The sequence below is a fragment of the Nocardia coffeae genome (assembly GCF_019890715.1).
GTDB lineage: Bacteria > Actinomycetota > Actinomycetes > Mycobacteriales > Mycobacteriaceae > Nocardia > Nocardia jiangxiensis.
Window position 1 is genome coordinate 1,532,717 of sequence record NZ_JAINZY010000001.1, and the last position, 17,417, is coordinate 1,550,133.

Annotated in this window: 16 protein-coding genes; 11 read left to right on the plus strand and 5 right to left on the minus strand. The window is 67.5% G+C overall.

Features of this window, described 5'->3' with window-relative positions; all coding sequences use genetic code 11:
• The first annotated feature begins 13 nt into the window (after positions 1 to 13).
• Together K7711_RS06555 and K7711_RS06560 are read left to right on the plus strand one after the other, a co-directional pair.
• On the plus strand, positions 14 to 1,048 hold the full coding sequence (locus tag K7711_RS06555; RefSeq protein WP_308014500.1) for an ABC transporter permease: 1,035 nt from the start codon (positions 14 to 16) through the stop codon (positions 1,046 to 1,048).
• A 202-nt stretch (positions 1,049 to 1,250) separates the two neighbouring features.
• The gene (locus tag K7711_RS06560) at positions 1,251 to 1,568 is read left to right on the plus strand and encodes a hypothetical protein (RefSeq protein WP_040826102.1); all 318 of its coding nucleotides are present in this window, start codon (positions 1,251 to 1,253) and stop codon (positions 1,566 to 1,568) included.
• A gap of 72 nt (positions 1,569 to 1,640) precedes the next feature.
• Here K7711_RS06560 and K7711_RS06565 read toward each other — a convergent pair whose 3' ends face one another.
• The 5 genes from K7711_RS06565 to K7711_RS06585 form a co-directional block, all read right to left on the minus strand.
• Entirely contained in the window at positions 1,641 to 2,477 is an 837-nt protein-coding gene (locus K7711_RS06565; protein WP_222965707.1) for an alpha/beta fold hydrolase, read from the minus strand.
• A gap of 12 nt (positions 2,478 to 2,489) precedes the next feature.
• Positions 2,490 to 2,765, minus strand: a complete 276-nt coding sequence (gene catC / locus K7711_RS06570; RefSeq protein WP_222965709.1) for a muconolactone Delta-isomerase — start codon at positions 2,763 to 2,765, stop codon at positions 2,490 to 2,492.
• Positions 2,766 to 2,806: 41 nt separating this feature from the next.
• The gene (gene catA / locus K7711_RS06575) at positions 2,807 to 3,652 is read right to left on the minus strand and encodes a catechol 1,2-dioxygenase (RefSeq protein ID WP_222965711.1); all 846 of its coding nucleotides are present in this window, start codon (positions 3,650 to 3,652) and stop codon (positions 2,807 to 2,809) included.
• A 62-nt stretch (positions 3,653 to 3,714) separates the two neighbouring features.
• Positions 3,715 to 4,818, minus strand: coding sequence for a mandelate racemase/muconate lactonizing enzyme family protein (locus K7711_RS06580; RefSeq protein ID WP_222965713.1), 1,104 nt, complete (start codon positions 4,816 to 4,818; stop codon positions 3,715 to 3,717).
• Complete coding sequence (locus K7711_RS06585; RefSeq protein WP_222965715.1) at positions 4,815 to 5,756, minus strand: LysR substrate-binding domain-containing protein; 942 nt, start codon at positions 5,754 to 5,756, stop codon at positions 4,815 to 4,817. Before K7711_RS06585 ends, K7711_RS06580 begins: the two co-directional genes overlap by 4 nt.
• A 265-nt stretch (positions 5,757 to 6,021) precedes the next feature.
• On the opposite strand from K7711_RS06585, the gene benA reads away from it, so the two are divergent.
• From benA to K7711_RS06630, 9 genes are all read left to right on the plus strand, one after another.
• On the plus strand, positions 6,022 to 7,413 hold the full coding sequence (gene benA, locus K7711_RS06590; RefSeq protein ID WP_222965717.1) for a benzoate 1,2-dioxygenase large subunit: 1,392 nt from the start codon (positions 6,022 to 6,024) through the stop codon (positions 7,411 to 7,413).
• A 10-nt stretch (positions 7,414 to 7,423) separates the two neighbouring features.
• A complete protein-coding gene (gene benB / locus K7711_RS06595) occupies positions 7,424 to 7,948 on the plus strand; it encodes a benzoate 1,2-dioxygenase small subunit (protein WP_222965719.1) in 525 nt (174 codons plus the stop codon).
• An 18-nt stretch (positions 7,949 to 7,966) separates the two neighbouring features.
• On the plus strand, positions 7,967 to 10,669 hold the full coding sequence (gene benC / locus K7711_RS06600) for a benzoate 1,2-dioxygenase electron transfer component BenC (RefSeq protein ID WP_222965721.1): 2,703 nt from the start codon (positions 7,967 to 7,969) through the stop codon (positions 10,667 to 10,669).
• A gap of 65 nt (positions 10,670 to 10,734) precedes the next feature.
• The gene (locus K7711_RS06605; protein ID WP_222965723.1) at positions 10,735 to 13,593 is read left to right on the plus strand and encodes a helix-turn-helix transcriptional regulator; all 2,859 of its coding nucleotides are present in this window, start codon (positions 10,735 to 10,737) and stop codon (positions 13,591 to 13,593) included.
• Positions 13,594 to 13,802: 209 nt separating this feature from the next.
• The gene (locus tag K7711_RS06610; protein WP_222965725.1) at positions 13,803 to 14,153 is read left to right on the plus strand and encodes a hypothetical protein; all 351 of its coding nucleotides are present in this window, start codon (positions 13,803 to 13,805) and stop codon (positions 14,151 to 14,153) included.
• Between the two features lie 554 nt (positions 14,154 to 14,707).
• Positions 14,708 to 14,890: a hypothetical protein gene (locus K7711_RS06615; protein ID WP_222965727.1), complete on the plus strand. Its 183-nt coding sequence runs from the start codon at positions 14,708 to 14,710 to the stop codon at positions 14,888 to 14,890.
• Positions 14,891 to 14,930: 40 nt separating this feature from the next.
• On the plus strand, positions 14,931 to 15,323 hold the full coding sequence (locus tag K7711_RS06620; protein ID WP_222965729.1) for a hypothetical protein: 393 nt from the start codon (positions 14,931 to 14,933) through the stop codon (positions 15,321 to 15,323).
• Positions 15,324 to 15,631: 308 nt separating this feature from the next.
• Complete coding sequence (locus tag K7711_RS06625; RefSeq protein ID WP_040826112.1) at positions 15,632 to 16,063, plus strand: hypothetical protein; 432 nt, start codon at positions 15,632 to 15,634, stop codon at positions 16,061 to 16,063.
• A 173-nt stretch (positions 16,064 to 16,236) separates the two neighbouring features.
• Complete coding sequence (locus K7711_RS06630; RefSeq protein ID WP_222965731.1) at positions 16,237 to 17,346, plus strand: FAD-dependent oxidoreductase; 1,110 nt, start codon at positions 16,237 to 16,239, stop codon at positions 17,344 to 17,346.
• Positions 17,347 to 17,417: the final 71 nt, after the last annotated feature.

Sequence of the window (17,417 nt, forward strand, 5' to 3'; positions counted from 1 at the left end):
AGGCGAGGTAACGGTGGCGCGGTCCAAGCTCGATCCGCACGAGATTCGCACACTGCGACACCGAATTCGGACCTCCCGCTTCCTTCCGGCCACCGCGCTGCTGTTCATTCTGGCGATCGCGGCCTCGCTGTTCGCCGGGTCGTACACCTATGTGCTGGCCGCGCCGACGCCGCACCACATTCCGGTGGCGGTGGTCGATCCCGGCTCCGATCAGCGCACCGAGACGGTCGTCGCCGCGATGAACCAGAAGCTCGGTGACACGCTCTCGATTCGACGCGTCGATTCGACGCAGGCACACGAATCACTGTTGCAGCAGCAGATTTTCGCGATCATCTCCACGAAACAGGACCATGTCGCGGTCGATACGGCCGGAGCCGCGGGCGAGTCGCTCGCCGAGACCATCTCCAGCACCGCGACGGCCGTCGCCGCCTCGACGCACGTGCCGGTGACGACCACCGACCTGGTGCCGCTGCAGCACGGCGATCCGCGCGGACTCGGCCTGTTCTACATCACGCTGGCCGCGGTGATCGTCGGATTCGTCGGCGCGATCCAGCTCCACGTCAACGCCGCGGCCCTGCGACACGTCGAACGCATCCTGTTCACCGCCGCATACTCCCTGCTGGGCGGGTTCGGCATCGCCGTAACCGTGGACTGGATCCTGGACGCGATCCGGCTGCCGTTCGTCGAATCCTGGCTCATCCTGGCCCTGACCATGTTCACCTCGGGCATGGTGTGCTCCATGTTCACCGCACTGCTGGGCCGCTGGGCGATGGTGCCGACCTGGGTGGTCATGGTGCTGGTGGGCAATCCGTCCTCCGGCGGGGCGGTGTCCTGGCCGATGTTGCCGAAACTGCTGGGCCTGATCGGCCGCTGGCTACCGCCCGGCGCCTCGGTGTCGGCACAGCACACCGCCGTGTATTTCCGTTCCTACCAGCATATTTCGCCATTCCTGGTACTGGCCGGATGGGCACTGGCTGCCACGGTCGTGTACTGGATCTTCCGCGACCGCCAGCAGACGCGCGCCGCCGCCGAGGCCGCCGCCTCCTGACTCGCGGACTTCGCGGCCCGGACCATTCGCCCAGGTGAGGGTGCGAATGTCGGAAAATATGTTTCGCGATCGATCGCGCGGTTACTCGGGGGAGAACGCTGACACAGTGGTCGGCGTCGAAAGGGTTCGAAAACTGGCCCACGCAATCGAAGACCGGTCACACCCGTGACCGTCCGTCCCGACAGCGGAAGGAACCAGACACATGCTCATGCTCACCCCCACAGCCATCGAGGCCGTTCGCACGATCACCTCCGGTGACGGCTCCCCTGCGGAGGCCGGGCTGCGGATCTTCTCCGCAACCGAGAACGCGCAGGCCCTCCAGCTCGCGGTCGCCGCGGCCCCCGCGGAACAGGATCAGGTCCTGAGCGCCGACGGCTCGCGCATCTTCCTCGACGAGAAGGCCGCCGCGTTCCTGGACGACAAGATCCTCGACACCGGCGTGGACGACGAGGGTCAGAGCACATTCGTGGTCGCACCCCAAGGCCAGAACCAGCCCGGTCAGGACGCGCCGCAGGGGTAGTCCCCCGGCGCAGTCCCGCCACACCGAACACCAGCCGCACCGCGTACGACGGTGCGGGCCGATGGCGCGCGGTCAGCCGCGGGCGAAATCGTGACCGTGCTGCTGAGTTCCCGGCGAAATCGACGCGAGAAAGTCCTGCACGACGGTGTCGAACGCGCCGGGCGTCTCCATACTGGGTGTATGACCGGCCTCGGGGAGGATCGCGAGCCGAGCGTCCGGAATCAGCCCGGCCAGTTCGTCGGCCAGCACGCCACGGTCGAACACGTCCTCCGCACCGGCCAGCACCAGGACCGGAATATCCAGTCCCCGTGCGGTTTCGGTGTAGTCCGGTCGTGCCGCGCGCCCGCGCAACGCGGCCGCGGCGGTCACCGGATGAGCGGCGGCCATCATCTCCCGGGCGTGTGCGACGACCGCCGGACGTTCGCGCACACTGCGTTCGCTCAACACCAGCGGCAGGAATTCCTCCGCGTAGACGTGCACGCCCTCGGCTTCGAGCCGATCGGCCAGCGCCAGGCGCGACGCGCCCGCCCCGGGCGTGTCCAAACCGGCGAAGGTGTCGGAGAAGACTGCGGCACTTACTCTTTCGGGATGCCGATCGAGCAGATCGAGCACCACCTGTCCGCCCATCGAATATCCGATCAGCACCGCCTCGTCGATTCCGCGATCGTCCAGGACGGCCAGTACCGCCCGGGACTGCGCGGCCATCGTGATGACGCCGCAGGCCGCGGCGCTGCCACCGAAGCCGACCAGATCGACGCAGATCACCCGGTAGCCGATCGCCACGAAGGAGTCGATCTGCGGCTGCCACATGCGTTTGTCGAACAGGAATCCGTGGACGAGGACCAGCGCGGGCCCGGTCCCGTGATCGGTGTATCCGACGGGACCGAATTCGGTGGCGAGTATCGACACGATCGGCTCCGTTCAGATCTTGGACGGATGGGTGGCCAATGGCGTCACCGTGATTCTCATATGCTCGAAAAGCGGTAGCCCGGAGAGCAATTCGTGCAGTTCGTCGGTGGACTCCACATCGAAGATCGAGAAGTTGGCGTACTCGCCGACGATTCGCCAGATCTGCGGCCACTTACCCGCCCGCTGCAACTCCTGGCTGTACGCCTTCTCCCGGGCCACGATCTGCGCGCGGGCCTCGGGTGCGAGGTCACGCGGCAGCTGGACATCCATCCGCACGTGGAACAGCATGCAGTCCTCCTGGACTCGAAAGGTGTTCGGACCGGGCCCGCTCAGGCGCGGTCGAGCACGAAATCGTAGGTGATGGCGTCACCGCCGTCCGGGCGCGGCTGCGGGTCGAGGATGAGCTCGGGCTTGACCGCGGAGGCGATGTCGTCGTCGTTGTGCTGATCGTTCGGGAAATACAGCTGCGCGGTGAGCAATTCGTGCCCCGGGGCGGAGACCTTCACGTGCAGGTGCGCCGGGCGCCAGGCGTGCCAACCCGCCGCGGCGATCAGCTTGCCACATGCGCCGTCGGTCGGGATCTGATATGGCGCGGGACGCATGGTGTGGATTTCGAAGCGGCCCTCGGCGTCGGTGCGGAACGCGGCGCGCAGATTCCACTCCGGAATGCCGGGCGCGAACTGCGAGTACAGGCCGTCGGAGTCGGCGTGCCAGAGTTCGATCGTGGCGTCGCCCAGCGCGGCGCCGTCGGTCGAGGTGACTTGCCCGGTCCACACCAGCGGGCTGCCGGATTCGTTCTCGCGCATCGGAACCGATTCGCCGACACCGCGTTCGGGGGCGTCGGGCACATAGTAGGGGCCCTCGATGGTGCCCTTGTTGCCGTGCCGGTGCTCGGTGTTGACCTCCTCCACCACGTGCTCCACCCAGACGTCCAGGAACAGCGGCCATTCGCCGTCCTGCCCGACGTTGATCAGCCACGACTTGAGCGCGTTGTACTCGGCGTAGGTGAGCTTGTGCCGCCGGATGGTGCCGGCCACCGCGTCGAGTACCTCGCGGGCGAGCAGATCCACCCGCTCGGGCGGGGTGTTCGCGACGTTCATCTTGTCGGCGGCGAAACGTTCGGTGGCGCGGGCGCCGGAGTCCGCGGCGGTCGGGGCCGGGTTGATCGTGGTCATCGGATCCTCCTTGATTACTGACCTGTATTCGGTTGTCGGGCTGCTGATTTCGGAAGGTAGCGTCAGATGTCCTGGCGATACCGGGCGAGTTTGTCCGGATCCAGGTCGACGCCCAGGCCGCCGCCGGGCCGGATGGTGAGTTCGCCGCCGCGGATCTCCAGGGGTTCGGTGAGCAGGTCGTCGCTCATATCCAGGAAGTTGGACAACTCCCCGGCGCGGCGCGAGGTGAGCCGGTAGGCCGAGCCGAAGACCACCGAGCACATCGAACCGAGCTGGCCGTCGATCTGGTTGCCCATCACGACCTCGAGGCCGAGCCCTTCGGCGAGGTGATGCACCCGCTGCGATCCGGTGAATCCGGTGCGGGCGGTCTTGATGCTGATCGCGGTGGCCGAGCCGCCGAGCACCTCACGGGTCACATCGGCCGGGGTGGGCACCGATTCGTCGGCGATGAACGGGATGTCGATGCGCGAGACCAGCCAGCGCCGCCCCAGTACGTCATCGGCGGGGCAGAGTTCCTCGGCGAACAGCAGATTCAGATCGGCCATCTGCTTCATGGCCGCGGCCGATTCCGACGCGGTCCAGCCGCGGTTGCCGTCGATGTAGAGTTCCACGCTCTCGCCCAGCGCCGTACGCAGCGCACGCACCACCGCGACGTCCAGCTCGACCGGACGCCGACCGACCTTGACCTTGAAAGTGTTGATGCCGTGGCGATCTCGCATCTTCTCCGCCTCGGCGACCATCGCGGCCGGGTCGTCGAAGCCGAGCATGTGCGCCACGCGCATGCGGTCGGTGTAACCACCGAGCAGTTCGGTGACCTGGATGTCCAGGGTGCGGCCCAGCGCGTCCCAGACGGCCATGTCGATCGCGGCCTTGGCCACCGGATTGCCGACCGTGCGCGCGAGCCGCGCGTGAATCGTCTCGCGCTGCAACAGATTCAGCCCGATCACCTGCGGGGCGAAGATCTTCCGGATCACCGCCACCACGCCGTCCTGCGTCTCGCCGTAGGTGAACGGGCGCGGCGGGGCCTCGGCGATGCCGATCACACCGTCGTCGGTGTGCACCCGGACCAGGACGTGTTCGGCGACGTGCACCTCCCCGGAGGCGAACGTCAGCGGTTTGCGATAGGGGATGGCGAACGGAATCGCCTCCACGGCTGTGATTTTCATCGTCCGGCCTCCGCGGGCTCGTCGTGCTGTGTCAGGGTGTGGGATGTCCGGTCGCTCGCGGGCGGCAGCGTGGGCGCGAGCGCGTCGAGTACGGAATGCACTACCGGGGAATCGATGTCGCGCCGCCAGGCCAGGGCCAGCTCAACTGTCTCGGCGTCGGCCAGTTCCCGGAACACGACCCCGGCCAGCGGCAGCGCGCGAGCCGATGCGGGCAGCACCGCGACGCCCAAACCCCCGGCGACCAGCGCCAGCAGCACTCCGGTTCCACTCGCCTCGTGGGCGACCTGCGGACCGAATCCCGCTGCGCGGCAACTACGTACGACCGCGGCGTTGACCACCGAATCGCGGCCTGAATAGCAGACGAAGCTCTCCGCGCGCAGATCGGCCATGGCGATGACCGGTTCGACGGCGAGGCGATGGTCCGCGGGAATGGCCAGGATCAGCGGTTCCACTTCCAGCACACGCAGTTCCAGGTCATCGCCCCGCAGCGGCGGCCGCAGCACGCCCAGGTCCAGACTGCCCGCGCGCAGCCGGTCGCACTGTTCGGAGGTGAGCAGATCGGAATGGATCTGCAGAGCGACGTCGGGTAGTTCGTACTGCAGCCGGCGGGCCATCGTGGGCAGATGCGAGAGGGTGGCGGTCCCGGTGAAACCCATCCGGACCTGCCCGAGCCGCCCGTCGGAAATCCTGCGGACGCCGCGCACACTGTCCTCGACGGTGTCCAGCACGCGCTGCGCCTCACCGAGCAGGAATTCCCCGGCCGGGGTGAGCGCGACCTGCCGGGTGGTGCGGGTGAACAGCGGCGCGCCGAGTTCGGCCTCGAGCTGCCGGATCGACTGCGACAGGGCGGGCTGGGCCATGTGCAGGCGTTCCGCGGCCCGGCCGAAGTGTCTGGTGTCCGCGACGGTCGCGAAGTACCGCAGGTGACGAAGTTCCATCTCCGGGTCTCCTTCCGATGCACCGTGACGCCTCGATGTGTATTCAGTCACGGTAGATATGAATATTGAGTCAGGACAAATACTATTTTCGGTCCGATTGATACGCCAGATTTATCAATAGCGCCCTGGGTCAGGACTGGGCATTCACCTGGGGTGATCGGGGTCACATGCTGCCACGATCGGGACACAGGCCACTGCGGAGACGCATCGTCCCCGGCACGAGGACTCCGCCGCAGGCCGTTCCCGACGCGGTTGGAGGACCCCCATGACCAGTACGTTCGAACACCTGGCACAGGTGCTCACCGACGCGATCGTCGACGATCGGGAGGCCGGGGTCTTCCGCGCGAATCGCCGGATCTTCACCGACGAGGAAGTCTTCGAACTCGAGATGAAATACATCTTCGAAGGCAACTGGATCTATCTGGCGCACGAAAGCCAGATCCCGAATCCGGGCGACTACTTCACCACCTACATCGGCCGCCAGCCGGTGGTGATCACCCGCGACCGGGACGGTGAGCTGCACTGCCTGATCAACGCCTGCGCGCATCGCGGGGCGATGATCTGTCGCCGCAAGACCGACAACCGCACGACCCTGACCTGCCCGTTCCACGGCTGGACATTCCGCAACGACGGCACCCTGCTCAAGGTCAAGGACCCCGACGGCGCCGGTTATCCGGACACGTTCGACAAGAACGGCTCGCACAACATGACCCGCGTCGCCCGCTTCGAGAGCTACCGCGGATTCCTGTTCGGCAGCCTGAATCCGGACGTGCTGAGTCTGCGTGAACATCTCGGCGACACCACCGCCGTGATCGACATGCTCGTCGACCAGTCCCCCCACGGACTCGAGGTGCTGCGCGGATCCTCCACCTACACCTACGACGGCAACTGGAAGGTGCAGGCGGAGAACGGCGCGGACGGCTATCACGTCACCGCGACGCACTGGAACTACGCGGCCACCACCTCCCGCCGCGACACCGGCGCGTCCAAGAACGACACCAAGACGCTGGACGCGGGCAAATGGGGTAAGGCCGGCGGCGGCTACTGGTCGTTCCCGCACGGGCACCTGTGCCTGTGGACCTGGGCGCCCAACCCGCAGGACCGGCCGCTGTGGCCGCGGATCGAGGAACTCAAACGCGAATACGGCCAGGCCCGAGGCGAATTCATGGTCAAGGGCTCGCGCAACCTGTGCCTGTATCCGAACGTGTACCTGATGGACCAGTTCAGCACGCAGATCCGGCACTTCCGCCCGATCGCGCCGGACAAGACCGAGGTCACCATCTACTGCATCGCCCCCAAGGGCGAGAGCCCCGACGCGCGGGCCTGGCGGATCCGGCAGTACGAGGACTTCTTCAACGCCTCCGGTATGGCCACCCCCGACGATCTGGAGGAATTCCGTTCCTGCCAACTGACTTTCCGCGCCGAGGCGGCCCCCTGGAACGATATGAGCCGCGGCGCGGAGCACTGGCTCACCGGACCCGATCCGGTCGCCGAATCCCTCGGTATGCACGGTGTGGTCTCGGCCGGGGTGAAGAACGAGGACGAGGGCCTGTTCCCGATCCAGCACGGCTACTGGCTGTCCCGGATGCGAGAGAGCCTGTCCCGCGAGCGATCTCGATCGGCCGGGGAATCCGCAACCAATCGCGTCGAGGCCTGAGGAGTTCACGATGATCATCACCACCGACACCCCCGCGGGCTCGAAACTCATCACCCACAACGACATCGAGCAGTTCCTGTATCGCGAGGCTCGCTACCTCGACGATCGGGAATTCGAGAACTGGCTGGACTGCTACGCCGACGACGTCGTGTACTGGATGCCCGCCTGGGGTGACGACGATCTGCTGACCGAGGACCCGCAGACCCAGATCTCGCTGATCTACTACGCGAACAAGGGCGGCCTGGAGGACCGGGTCTTCCGAATTCGCACCGAAAGGTCCTCGGCCACATCGCTTCCCGAGCCGCGCACCAGCCACAACATCAGCAATGTGGAGGTGATCGAACGTCGCGGTGATCTGGTGGACGTCCGATTCAACTGGCACACCATGTATTTCCGGTACAAGACCGTCGATCCGTACTACGGGACCTCGTTCTACACGATCGATTTCTCCGGGCCCGCGCCGCTGATCCGGCGCAAAACCGTGGTGCTCAAGAACGACTACATCCACCACGTCGTCGACGTGTACCACTTCTGAGCCGCGAAAGAGCCCGTCATGAACCACCGGATCGCGCTGTCGTTCGAGGACGGCGTCACGCGCTTCATCACCTGCGCCGCGGATCAGACCGTGGCCGACGCCTCGTACCGGGCGCGCATCAACATTCCGCTGGACTGCCGCGACGGCGCGTGCGGCACCTGCAAGGCGTTCTGCGAGTCCGGTGACTACGACGGCGGGACCTATATCGACGACGCGCTCAGCTCCGACGAGGCCGCGAACGGCTACGTGCTGCCGTGCAGTATGACGCCGAAATCCGATCTGGTACTGCAGATTCGGAGCTCCTCGGCGGTGGCCAAGACCCAGCCGACCAGTTACACCGCGACGATCACCGCCCTGGATCGGCTCTCCCCCACCACGATCGCGCTGACCGCGGAGATCGCCGACCGCGACAAGCTGGCCTTCCTGCCCGGCCAGTACGTCAACATCGCGGTGCCGGGGACCGATCAGAGCCGGTCGTACTCGTTCAGCAACGGACCGACCGACAAGAGCCTGACCTTTCTGATCAAGCTCACCCCGGGCGGGGTGATGTCGCAATACCTCACCGAACACGCGGCGGTGTCGGACGAGCTCACCTTCCTCGGTCCCAACGGCAGTTTCTTCCTGCGGGAGACCGAACGTCCGGTGTTGCTGCTGGCCGGCGGCACCGGGCTGGCTCCGGTGCTGTCGATTCTGCGGGCGATGCGGGCGGCGGGCACGAGCCGTCCGGCCCATCTGATCTACGGCGTGAGCACCGACGACGATCTGGTGGAGCTGGACACGCTCGCGGAACTGGAGCTGGATGGATTCACTTGGGACTATTGCGTTTCCGCGCCGGGGAGCGCCGCACCGAACAAGGGGTACGTCACGAGCCTGATCCGCGACGAACACCTCCACGACGGCGACGTCGCGGTATATCTGTGCGGACCGCCCGCGATGGTGGAATCGGTGCGCAAGGAATTCGCCACGCGCGGAATCGAACCCACCGGATTCTATTACGAGAAGTTCGCGCTCTCGGGCACCGCGAAATCGCCATCGCCGAGCCGGGTCGACGCGACGTCGGACGAAGTTGCCGATGATGCGGCCGTCGCCGAGCCGCAACCGGTCCACGTCCCGGCAGCCGAACCGAAAGTCACTGCACAGCAACCTGTTTCGGAGTCGCCACAATTCTACGAATCCGTCTCCGCCACAGTGACTTCCGGCGGACGGGCGGTCGCAGGTCAAGAGATCTTCGCCGCGGCCTCCCTGACTCCGCTCGAGGCGGCGAACCGGGTACCGGACGATTCCGTCACGTTGCGCTCGATAGCCGGTCACGCCGTGTGGCCCGGCACCGGCGGCTCCCGTGAACTCGATCCCGGCGATCCGCTGCTGACGACCGGATCGGCGCGCAATATCGCCGGGCAGCGGATACTTCCCGCCGACGAAGCCCGCACACCGCTCGTCGCGCCGAGCGAGACCACCGGCGGATACGAGATCGGTGAGGAACATCCCTCGATCCACGAATCCGATGCGGTGTTCGAGGCCCGCGAAGCCCTCGAACTGGGCGCACTCGAACTCACCATCGGCCGCCTGGACACCCGGCACCTGGCCGGATACCGGCTGCTGGCCGAATCCACGCTGCCGTACGTGGACGGCGACCGGTTCGTCGACGCCGCGGCGTACACCGAGGCCAATGCCGCATTCCACGACTATCTGTTCACCCTCACCGGCAACGAACATCTGCTGCAGGCCTATCGCGCACTGGGAGTGCAGGGCCGGATGGAAGAGACGCTGCGCAATGCGACGTGGTGTCATCCGCGCTGCGCCCAGGATCATGTCGATATCGTCGCCGCCTTCGAATCGGGTGATCGGCAGACCGCGCGGCAACTGATCGTGGAACACGCCGAACGGTCCAAGACCACCATGCGCCGCGCCATGACCGACGCGGTCGCGGAGAAGCGTCCGGCGTTCATCTCCCCCGGCCGGTTCGACGGCAAGGTCGTCGTGGTGACCGGTGCGGCACAGGGCATCGGTGAGCGCACCGCCCGGCGGATCAGCGCCGAGGGCGGATCGGTCGTCCTGGTCGACCGATCCGAACTGGTGAATCAGCTGGCCGGTGAGCTGCCTCGATCGAGTGCGGTCACCGCCGACCTGGAGACCTGGGCGGGCGCCGAGCAGATGATCACCCGGGCGCTGGCCCGGCACGGGCGGATCGACGTGCTGATCAACAATGTCGGCGGGGCCATCTGGTTCAAACCGTTCACCGAATTCACCCCGGCGCAGATCCAGGCCGAGATCACCCGCTCGCTCATGACGACGCTGCTGGCCTGTCGCGCGGTCCTGCCGGGGATGGCCGAACGCGGCAGGGGCGTCATCGTGAACGTCTCCTCCGCGGCCACCCGCGGTATCCATCGCATCCCGTATTCGGCGGCCAAGGGCGGGATCAACGCGCTGACCGCCTCGCTCGCACTGGAATACGCCGATGCCGGAATCCGCGTCGTCGCGACCGCGCCCGGCGGCACCGACGCCCCGCCCCGCCGTATCTCGCGCGGCGGATCGGCGCTGGAGAGCGCGCAGGAGCAGGAGTGGTTCCAGGCGCACATCGATCAGACGATCGACTCCAGCCCGATGAAGCGCTACGGAACGCTCGACGAGCAGGCCGCGGCGATCACCTTCCTGGCCTCCGACGAGGCGTCCTACATCACCGGCACGGTTCTGCCGGTCGCGGGCGGAGATCTGGGCTGAGCCGAGCACGCGCCACGTCCCCGCGATCGCGTTCCCGCGCGGGTCGCGGGGATTACCGTGAGGGTGTGACTGGAACGGACCCGTCGGGCGCGGTACATCAGGCCGCCCTCGCGGCCCTGGTCACCCGGCTGCGCGACGTCCACGACCGAGGCCCCGGCCTCATCCTGCTCACCGGACGTCCCGGTGACGGCCGCACCACGGTGCTGCGCGAACTGGCCGCCCAGCACGACGGCCCGGTTCGCTGGTCCACCGCCGCATCCTGGGAAACCGGTTACCCCTTCGGCGTCATCGGCCAACTCTTCCCCGAACTCGCCTGCGCCGCCCAACCTCGCAGCGCCACAACGGCTCTCGCAACAGCTACGGCCCCGGGCCGCGACGCAGCGCCGAATCCCACTGCCGCAGTGGCGGAGTCCGCAGCATCCGAGAATCCGGCCGCTGCCGTTCCCGAGGAAACAGTCGGTGCCGGTCCGGCCGCGACGATCGCGGATCACGGTGGAAACCGGGGGCCCGTCGAGGTCGCGGCGATGATCGCGGAACGGATCGGTGCCGCGGAAACGGTTCTGGCGGTGGTGGATGACGCGCAGTGGGCCGATGTCGTTTCGTTGCGGGCGTTGGCCTCGGCGGTGCGTCACTATCGCGATACTCGGCTGCTGATCGTCGCGGCGACGGTCGTCGGGGATGCGGGCGTCGCACCGGACGCGGTCGAGCTGTTGCCGCGGATCGCCACGGGCACAATACGAATCGCACCGCTCACCGTCGCGGAGGTCGGGCAGGTCGCCGCGCGCCGCGGGCTCGCGCTACATCCGTCGATGGCCGAGCGGCTGTGCACGCATACCCGCGGAGTGGTGCGCGACGTCGAGCGGTTGCTGATCGAGGTTCCGCCGCAGGTGTGGGCGGGCTTCGATCCGGACCTTCCGGCTCCGGCCGCGATCACCGCGAAAACACGTGCAGCACTGGGTGACTGCACAGCGTCGGCGCGGCGGTTGATCGAGGCGACGGCCGTGCTCGGGTCCGGCACCGCGGTGGGTGATGCGGCGGCGCTGGCGGGTATCGACGGCGATCTGCTCACGGTGCTGGACGAAGCAGCCCGGACCGGGTTGGTGCGACTGGGCCCGCAGGGGCTCACCGAGATCGGCCCGGCCGACCCGATGCTGCGGGCAGCGGTACTCGCGGATATGGGTCCGGCCGCGACGGCCGAACTACGTTGCCGTGCAGCGGAATCCACCGAGGATCCGGTACGGCGGCTACGACTGCTGGTCGCGGCCACGCCGGTTCCGGACGCCGGTCTGGCGGACCGGCTGGACGCGCTGGCCGACGAGCAGGCCGCACGCGGCGCGTGGGGCACCGCGGCCTCACTGTTGCGAGATGCCGGCCGCCTCACCGTCGACCGGCTCACCCGCGAAGGGCGATTGACCCGGGCGGTGGACGCACTGGTCGGCGCGGGCGACATCTTCGCCGCCACGGCCCTGATTCCCGAGGTGGAGAGTCTGCGGGAGACGCCGCTGCGCAATGCGGTCCTGGGCTATCTGGCGATGGTGCGAGGGCGGCCCGCCGAGGCGGAGATCCGGCTGGCCCGAGCCTGGGATCTGGTGAACGCCGAACGGGAACCCGAGGTGGCGGCACTGATCTGTCAGCGCTATGTGTTGCATGCGCTGTGCCGTTGTCGGCCGACGGATCTGGTGGACTGGGCGGATCGGGCGATCACGCTGGTCGGGTCCGGTAATCCGGCGGCGGTCGAGGCTGCCGCGATTCGCGGACTCGGCCTGGTCTACGGGCACACCGCCGCGGCCCGGCGATCGTATTCCGAAGTATCCCAACAGATCCGGACCGGCGCTCAGGTGCAGCGCATCACCATGGGGCGCGGCTGGCTGCATCTCATCACCGACGAATTCGACGACGCCCGCTCGGATCTGGAAAGCTCCGTCCCGACAACCTATCTCGGCGGTTCCACGCGAATCTCACTGTGGGCCAGGGCATGGCTGGCCCGCGTCCAGTTCCTCACCGGCGACTGGGACGACGCGCTGCACACCGTCGCCGAGGCCGCCGAGTTGGTGGAGCGCACCGGCATCGTGCTCTCGGCCCCGCTTCTACACTGGACCGCGACGTCCGTGCACTGCCTGCGCGGCGACTGGACCGCAGCCCAGATCTCCCTCCAGCACGCGGCGACGGGACCGCAGGACTACGAAATCATGCGGGTGCCTTCCTATCTGGCCCGCGCACAGTGGGCCGAGGCGCGAGCGGACTCGGCCGGAGTGCTGCGCGCACTGCATCCGCTGACCCAGGCGTGGGCATGGAACGGCCCCGACGATCCGGGCCAGTGGCCGTGGGCCGACATGTACGCGCACGCGCTGATCGCCGAGGGCAGATACGACGAGGCCGAGGCATTCCTGACTCGACACGAGCGGCACGCCGCCGAGTTGGCTCGCCCCTCGGCCCAGGCGCGTCTGCGCGCGGTGCGCGGCCAATTGTCCGGGGTGCGAGGCGATCTCGACGGCGCCCGCGCGGCCTTCGCCGAGGCCCTCGAACAACTCGACGGTATGCCGCTGCGATACGACCGCGCCCGGGTGAGCCTGAGCTACGGACAGATGCTGCGGCGCGCCGGTAAACGGCGCGAGGCCGACGCCGAACTGTCCACCGCCCGCGACCTTTTCGCCGCCCTGGACGCACGCACCTACGTGACCCGATGCGACCGTGAACTCAAGGCCGGAGGGGTACGAGCCCAGCGCGCGGGCCGGACCGGCGACCAGCTGACTCCGCAGGAGAACGCCGTCGCGACCCTGGTCGCCCGCGGCCTGCCCAATCGGGAGGTCGCGGCCGAGCTGTACATCACCACGAAAACCGTTCAGTACCACCTGACTCGGATCTACACCAAGCTCGGCATCCGCTCCCGAGCCGAGCTGGCGGCCCTGCGCGAGAACACCTGACCCGCGAAATCGGCTGTCGGGCCGGGCCTGTTGTCCGATGTTCACACACCCTTCCCGTACCGGGCGGTACCTACCGAACAATGCCCGCACCCCGACGGGTATCCCCCGGAACGCGCCGACTCGCGAAACGAGATCCTGGAATCGCCGATCCGTACATAAGCATTTGCTGGCTAGTGACTAATTCTCCGACTTCGGGTATGTTCTGAAGGATGGCGGATGCTAGAGAGTTGCTCACCTATCAGGTGACGATCTCGCGGCCCGACAACTACGGAGAGCCGTGGTGGCGGGTCGGTAATGCGGGCACCCCTGCTCAAGCCGCCGCCGCGCTGTCCGAACTGGCCGTTCGATGCGCCCTGGAACCGACCTCACCCACCGGCCGCTGCTGGTTCGTCTGTGATGTCCGTTTCTCCGATGACGTGCAGGTCGACTACTTCGTAGGCTCCATCAGCACCACCCATCTGGGCGAGCAGCTGCACGGTGCGGCAGACCGCATCCGCGAGGTGACCGATGCGGCCTCCCGCGTCACCCACCCGACGCTCCGACCTCGCGGTTCACGCTGAGCGACCCCGCACACAGCGGTACCGAGCGAATACACATTCGACTCACAGCTAACTCATAGCAATATCAGACCGGCCCTGGTAGGTCGCGCTTTCGCCGAGTCCGGGCGGACGACCCGCGTCGAAACGACCCGCCTCGAGCAGGCTTGCCACAACCCCACGCCCGCATGCGGATGATTCGGGCGATCTCGACGGTTGCGCGCTGCCGCGTCGACGCGCACTGCCGCTCCGCAAGTCCAACCGAACGCCGCCCGCCCCTCAGCATCGATCACCGATGAGCAAAGCGGCTCACAACACCCAGTGAGTCTACGAAAATGCTTGCCGCACCGAGTGATACATGACACACACCCGGCCCGGTCGAACTCACAGCGACCGTTCGCAATCAACCCGACAATGCGTAACCCGGAGGCAACCGAGGGGCAACTGGTCAGTCGAACAAGACTTTTACGGTACCAACCGTCAGGTACTCAGCGGCGAGTGCTCCGCACCGATTCGCCGAGGTCGGGAAGCACTTCCGACCCAGTTTTGCACCGGATTCCCCGTAGAAAGCACGAGAAATGCGCGAATACATTCTGGATGTCGCCCGGGATATCTGCACTACCCGCACCGACGCCACCCTCGACGAGATCGCTGCCACGGCCGGTCTGGACTCGTCTCAGATCCACGACTACTTCCGCGGCGTGAACGATGTGCGCGATGCCCTCGCTCCGGGCATGGCCGTTGTAGCCCGGACGGCCTGACGATCATGAACCTCAGGCCCACCAACCCGAATCCCGCCCGATGGCGACTGTCCCCAACGGATTCCGACGATCGCGCAACACTCCGACGCTGGCCCGGGTCGGCGAGGAACGCGACGCCAGCTACAGCACCGGCCCGCAGGATTGCGTCCAAGCTGCAGGCCCCGGCCCGGAATGGTCGAACAAGCCGCCGGTCGTGGCCTCGTACGCGGTCATCCGACTGTGCGAGGAACTGGTCGGCGCGCAGATCACCATCACCGCGCGATGTGTCCGCGCCCGCGGCTGCTTCAGCAGTTGGCAAGTGACGGTGCGTGATTCACACGAGACGGTCGGCGAGGGCCGGATGGACTTCGTCGCGGTGCATCGTCCGCATTACGAGGCCCGCCGCCTCGAACCCAAACGCGCCGCCCTGACCTCGGCCCTCAGCACGGCCTGAGAGCCCGAATCTCACACGAGCGCAGGCGAAGTCGGAGGGCCTGCGACAGTGGCCGAAGCCTCCCTCTGCCGGGTTGCAGAGGGAGGCTTCGGCATTCCGGGAGTCTGCTCGGCGTCGGCCGGGCCGGGCGTTCCGCTCGACGATCACCCTCTCCCGGACCACGAGTCTCGCTGATCCCGTCCCGGGCCGTCCGTGCGACCATGGTGAACGCCGAACCAGCCGAGTCGCAGCCGCCGAACTCTGTGGCCGGCCCAGCTCACCACCACCGGCGGGCAGCGTCCCGCCGTCGAACAGACAGGAGCTGTCCCATGAGTTCCGCCCAGGCCGTCATCACCGCCGTCCTGTTCGTCTGGCTCGGCATGGTGCTGGCGATCTCGTTCCTGGAAGCGCCGTTGAAATTCCGCGCGCCGCAGGTGACCCTGCCGATCGGACTCGGCATCGGTCGCTTGGTGTTTCGCGCACTCAACACCGTCGAGGTCGGCTTCGCCGCGATCACGGTGGTGGCTCTGCTGTTCGCATCGTTCGGCGGCGTCGCGGTCGCGGCGGTGATCGCGGTGGTGATACTGGCGGCTCAACTCCTGTTCGTCCGCCCCGGGCTCACCCGCCGCAGCGATGCCGTCCTAGCGGGCGAGGACGCTCCCCGCTCGAACGCCCACTTCGCCTACATCGCCCTGGAGGTGATCAAGGCGATCGCCCTGCTGGTCGGCGGAATCCTGGCCCTGCTCGACGCCGTCGCCTGAGGCCCGGAACCCACCGCATTCGGCACCGCCCGTCACTCCGACAACACGTCGACTTCTGCTGGTAGCGGAAACACCGCCGTCCGCTTCCGCCGAACGGCAAGCTTTTCCTCACACCGGCCTGCCGGAAAGCGCTGAGCCAGTTCAGTAGTCGAAACGACGTATCGGAGGAAGTCGTGACCATCGCTATCGTCGGAGCCGGGCCGGGCGGTCTGACCCTTGCCCGGATGCTGCACCTGAACGGCATCGATGCCGTTGTGTACGAACGGGATTCATCGCGCGACGCGCGCGGTCAGGGCGGCATGCTCGATATTCATTCCGGGCAGCGAGCGTTGCGCGAGGCCGGTCTGATCGATGGATTCCACGCGATCGCCCGCGGCGAAGGCCAGGACATGCGTCTGCTGGAGCCGGACGGCACGCTGCTGCTGCAGGAGGACACGCCCGAGGACGCGCCCCTTCTTCGGCCCGAGGTCGACCGCGCCGATCTGCGTGACCTGCTGCTGGATTCGCTCCCCGACGACGCGGTGCGCTGGGGGCGGGCATTCGAATCCGCCGACGACGGCGTACTGCACTTCGCCGACGGCAGCAGTGCGACGTACGACCTGCTGGTCGGCGCGGACGGTGCGCAGTCCCGGGTCCGCGCGCTGCTCACCGACGCCCGCCCGGTACACATCGGCCAGAACGTCGTCGAGGTGTGCATTGCGGACATCGACCGCACGCATCCCGACCTCGCCGCGATGGTCGGGCGCGGCAGCTACTGGGTGTTCGGCGACGGACTGTCCCTGGCGGCGCAGCGCAACGGCGACGGCTGCGTTCGCATCGGCCTGAACTTCTACAACACCCCCGAGGACTGGTTCGCCACCAGCGGGATTCCGTTCGACGACCCGGCCGCCGCCCGCGCGCGGCTGATCGACCTGCTGCCCGGCTGGGACGCGCGGTTCACCGCGCTGATCGCGGCCTGCGACGACACGATCGTGCCGCGGTCGATCACCACCCTGCCGCTCGGCCTGACCTGGCCGTCGTCGCCCAGCGTCACGCTGGTCGGCGATGCCGCGCACCTGATGCCGCCGGTGGGCGAAGGCGCGAATATGGCGTTGCTCGACGGCGCCCTGCTGGGTCTCGCACTGGCCGCGCATCCGGACGACTTCCCCACCGCCGTCGAGGAATACGAGCGCGAGATGTTCGAGCGCACCGGCGCCGCCGCCCGGATGTCCGCGCAGATGCAGGAGTTGCTGAACGCGCCGGACGCCGCCCAGCGATTGCTCGCCTTCTTCCAACCAGGCTGAGCGACAACCTGATACGAGACCGGGCAGCCATCGAAGACCGGGCGGTCGCGGCGCGCCCGACGCTCCTGCGC

Coding starts and splice junctions, on each gene's coding strand:
- benB (WP_222965719.1), top strand. CDS start 7,424: ATGATCATCACCACCGACACCCCCGCGGGCTCGAAACTCATCACCCAC.
- benA (WP_222965717.1), top strand. CDS start 6,022: ATGACCAGTACGTTCGAACACCTGGCACAGGTGCTCACCGACGCGATC.
- K7711_RS06615 (WP_222965727.1), top strand. CDS start 14,708: ATGCGCGAATACATTCTGGATGTCGCCCGGGATATCTGCACTACCCGC.
- catC (WP_222965709.1), bottom strand. CDS start 2,765: ATGCTGTTCCACGTGCGGATGGATGTCCAGCTGCCGCGTGACCTCGCA.
- K7711_RS06625 (WP_040826112.1), top strand. CDS start 15,632: ATGAGTTCCGCCCAGGCCGTCATCACCGCCGTCCTGTTCGTCTGGCTC.
- K7711_RS06620 (WP_222965729.1), top strand. CDS start 14,931: ATGGCGACTGTCCCCAACGGATTCCGACGATCGCGCAACACTCCGACG.
- catA (WP_222965711.1), bottom strand. CDS start 3,652: ATGACCACGATCAACCCGGCCCCGACCGCCGCGGACTCCGGCGCCCGC.
- K7711_RS06580 (WP_222965713.1), bottom strand. CDS start 4,818: ATGAAAATCACAGCCGTGGAGGCGATTCCGTTCGCCATCCCCTATCGC.
- K7711_RS06585 (WP_222965715.1), bottom strand. CDS start 5,756: ATGGAACTTCGTCACCTGCGGTACTTCGCGACCGTCGCGGACACCAGA.
- K7711_RS06610 (WP_222965725.1), top strand. CDS start 13,803: ATGGCGGATGCTAGAGAGTTGCTCACCTATCAGGTGACGATCTCGCGG.
- K7711_RS06560 (WP_040826102.1), top strand. CDS start 1,251: ATGCTCATGCTCACCCCCACAGCCATCGAGGCCGTTCGCACGATCACC.
- benC (WP_222965721.1), top strand. CDS start 7,967: ATGAACCACCGGATCGCGCTGTCGTTCGAGGACGGCGTCACGCGCTTC.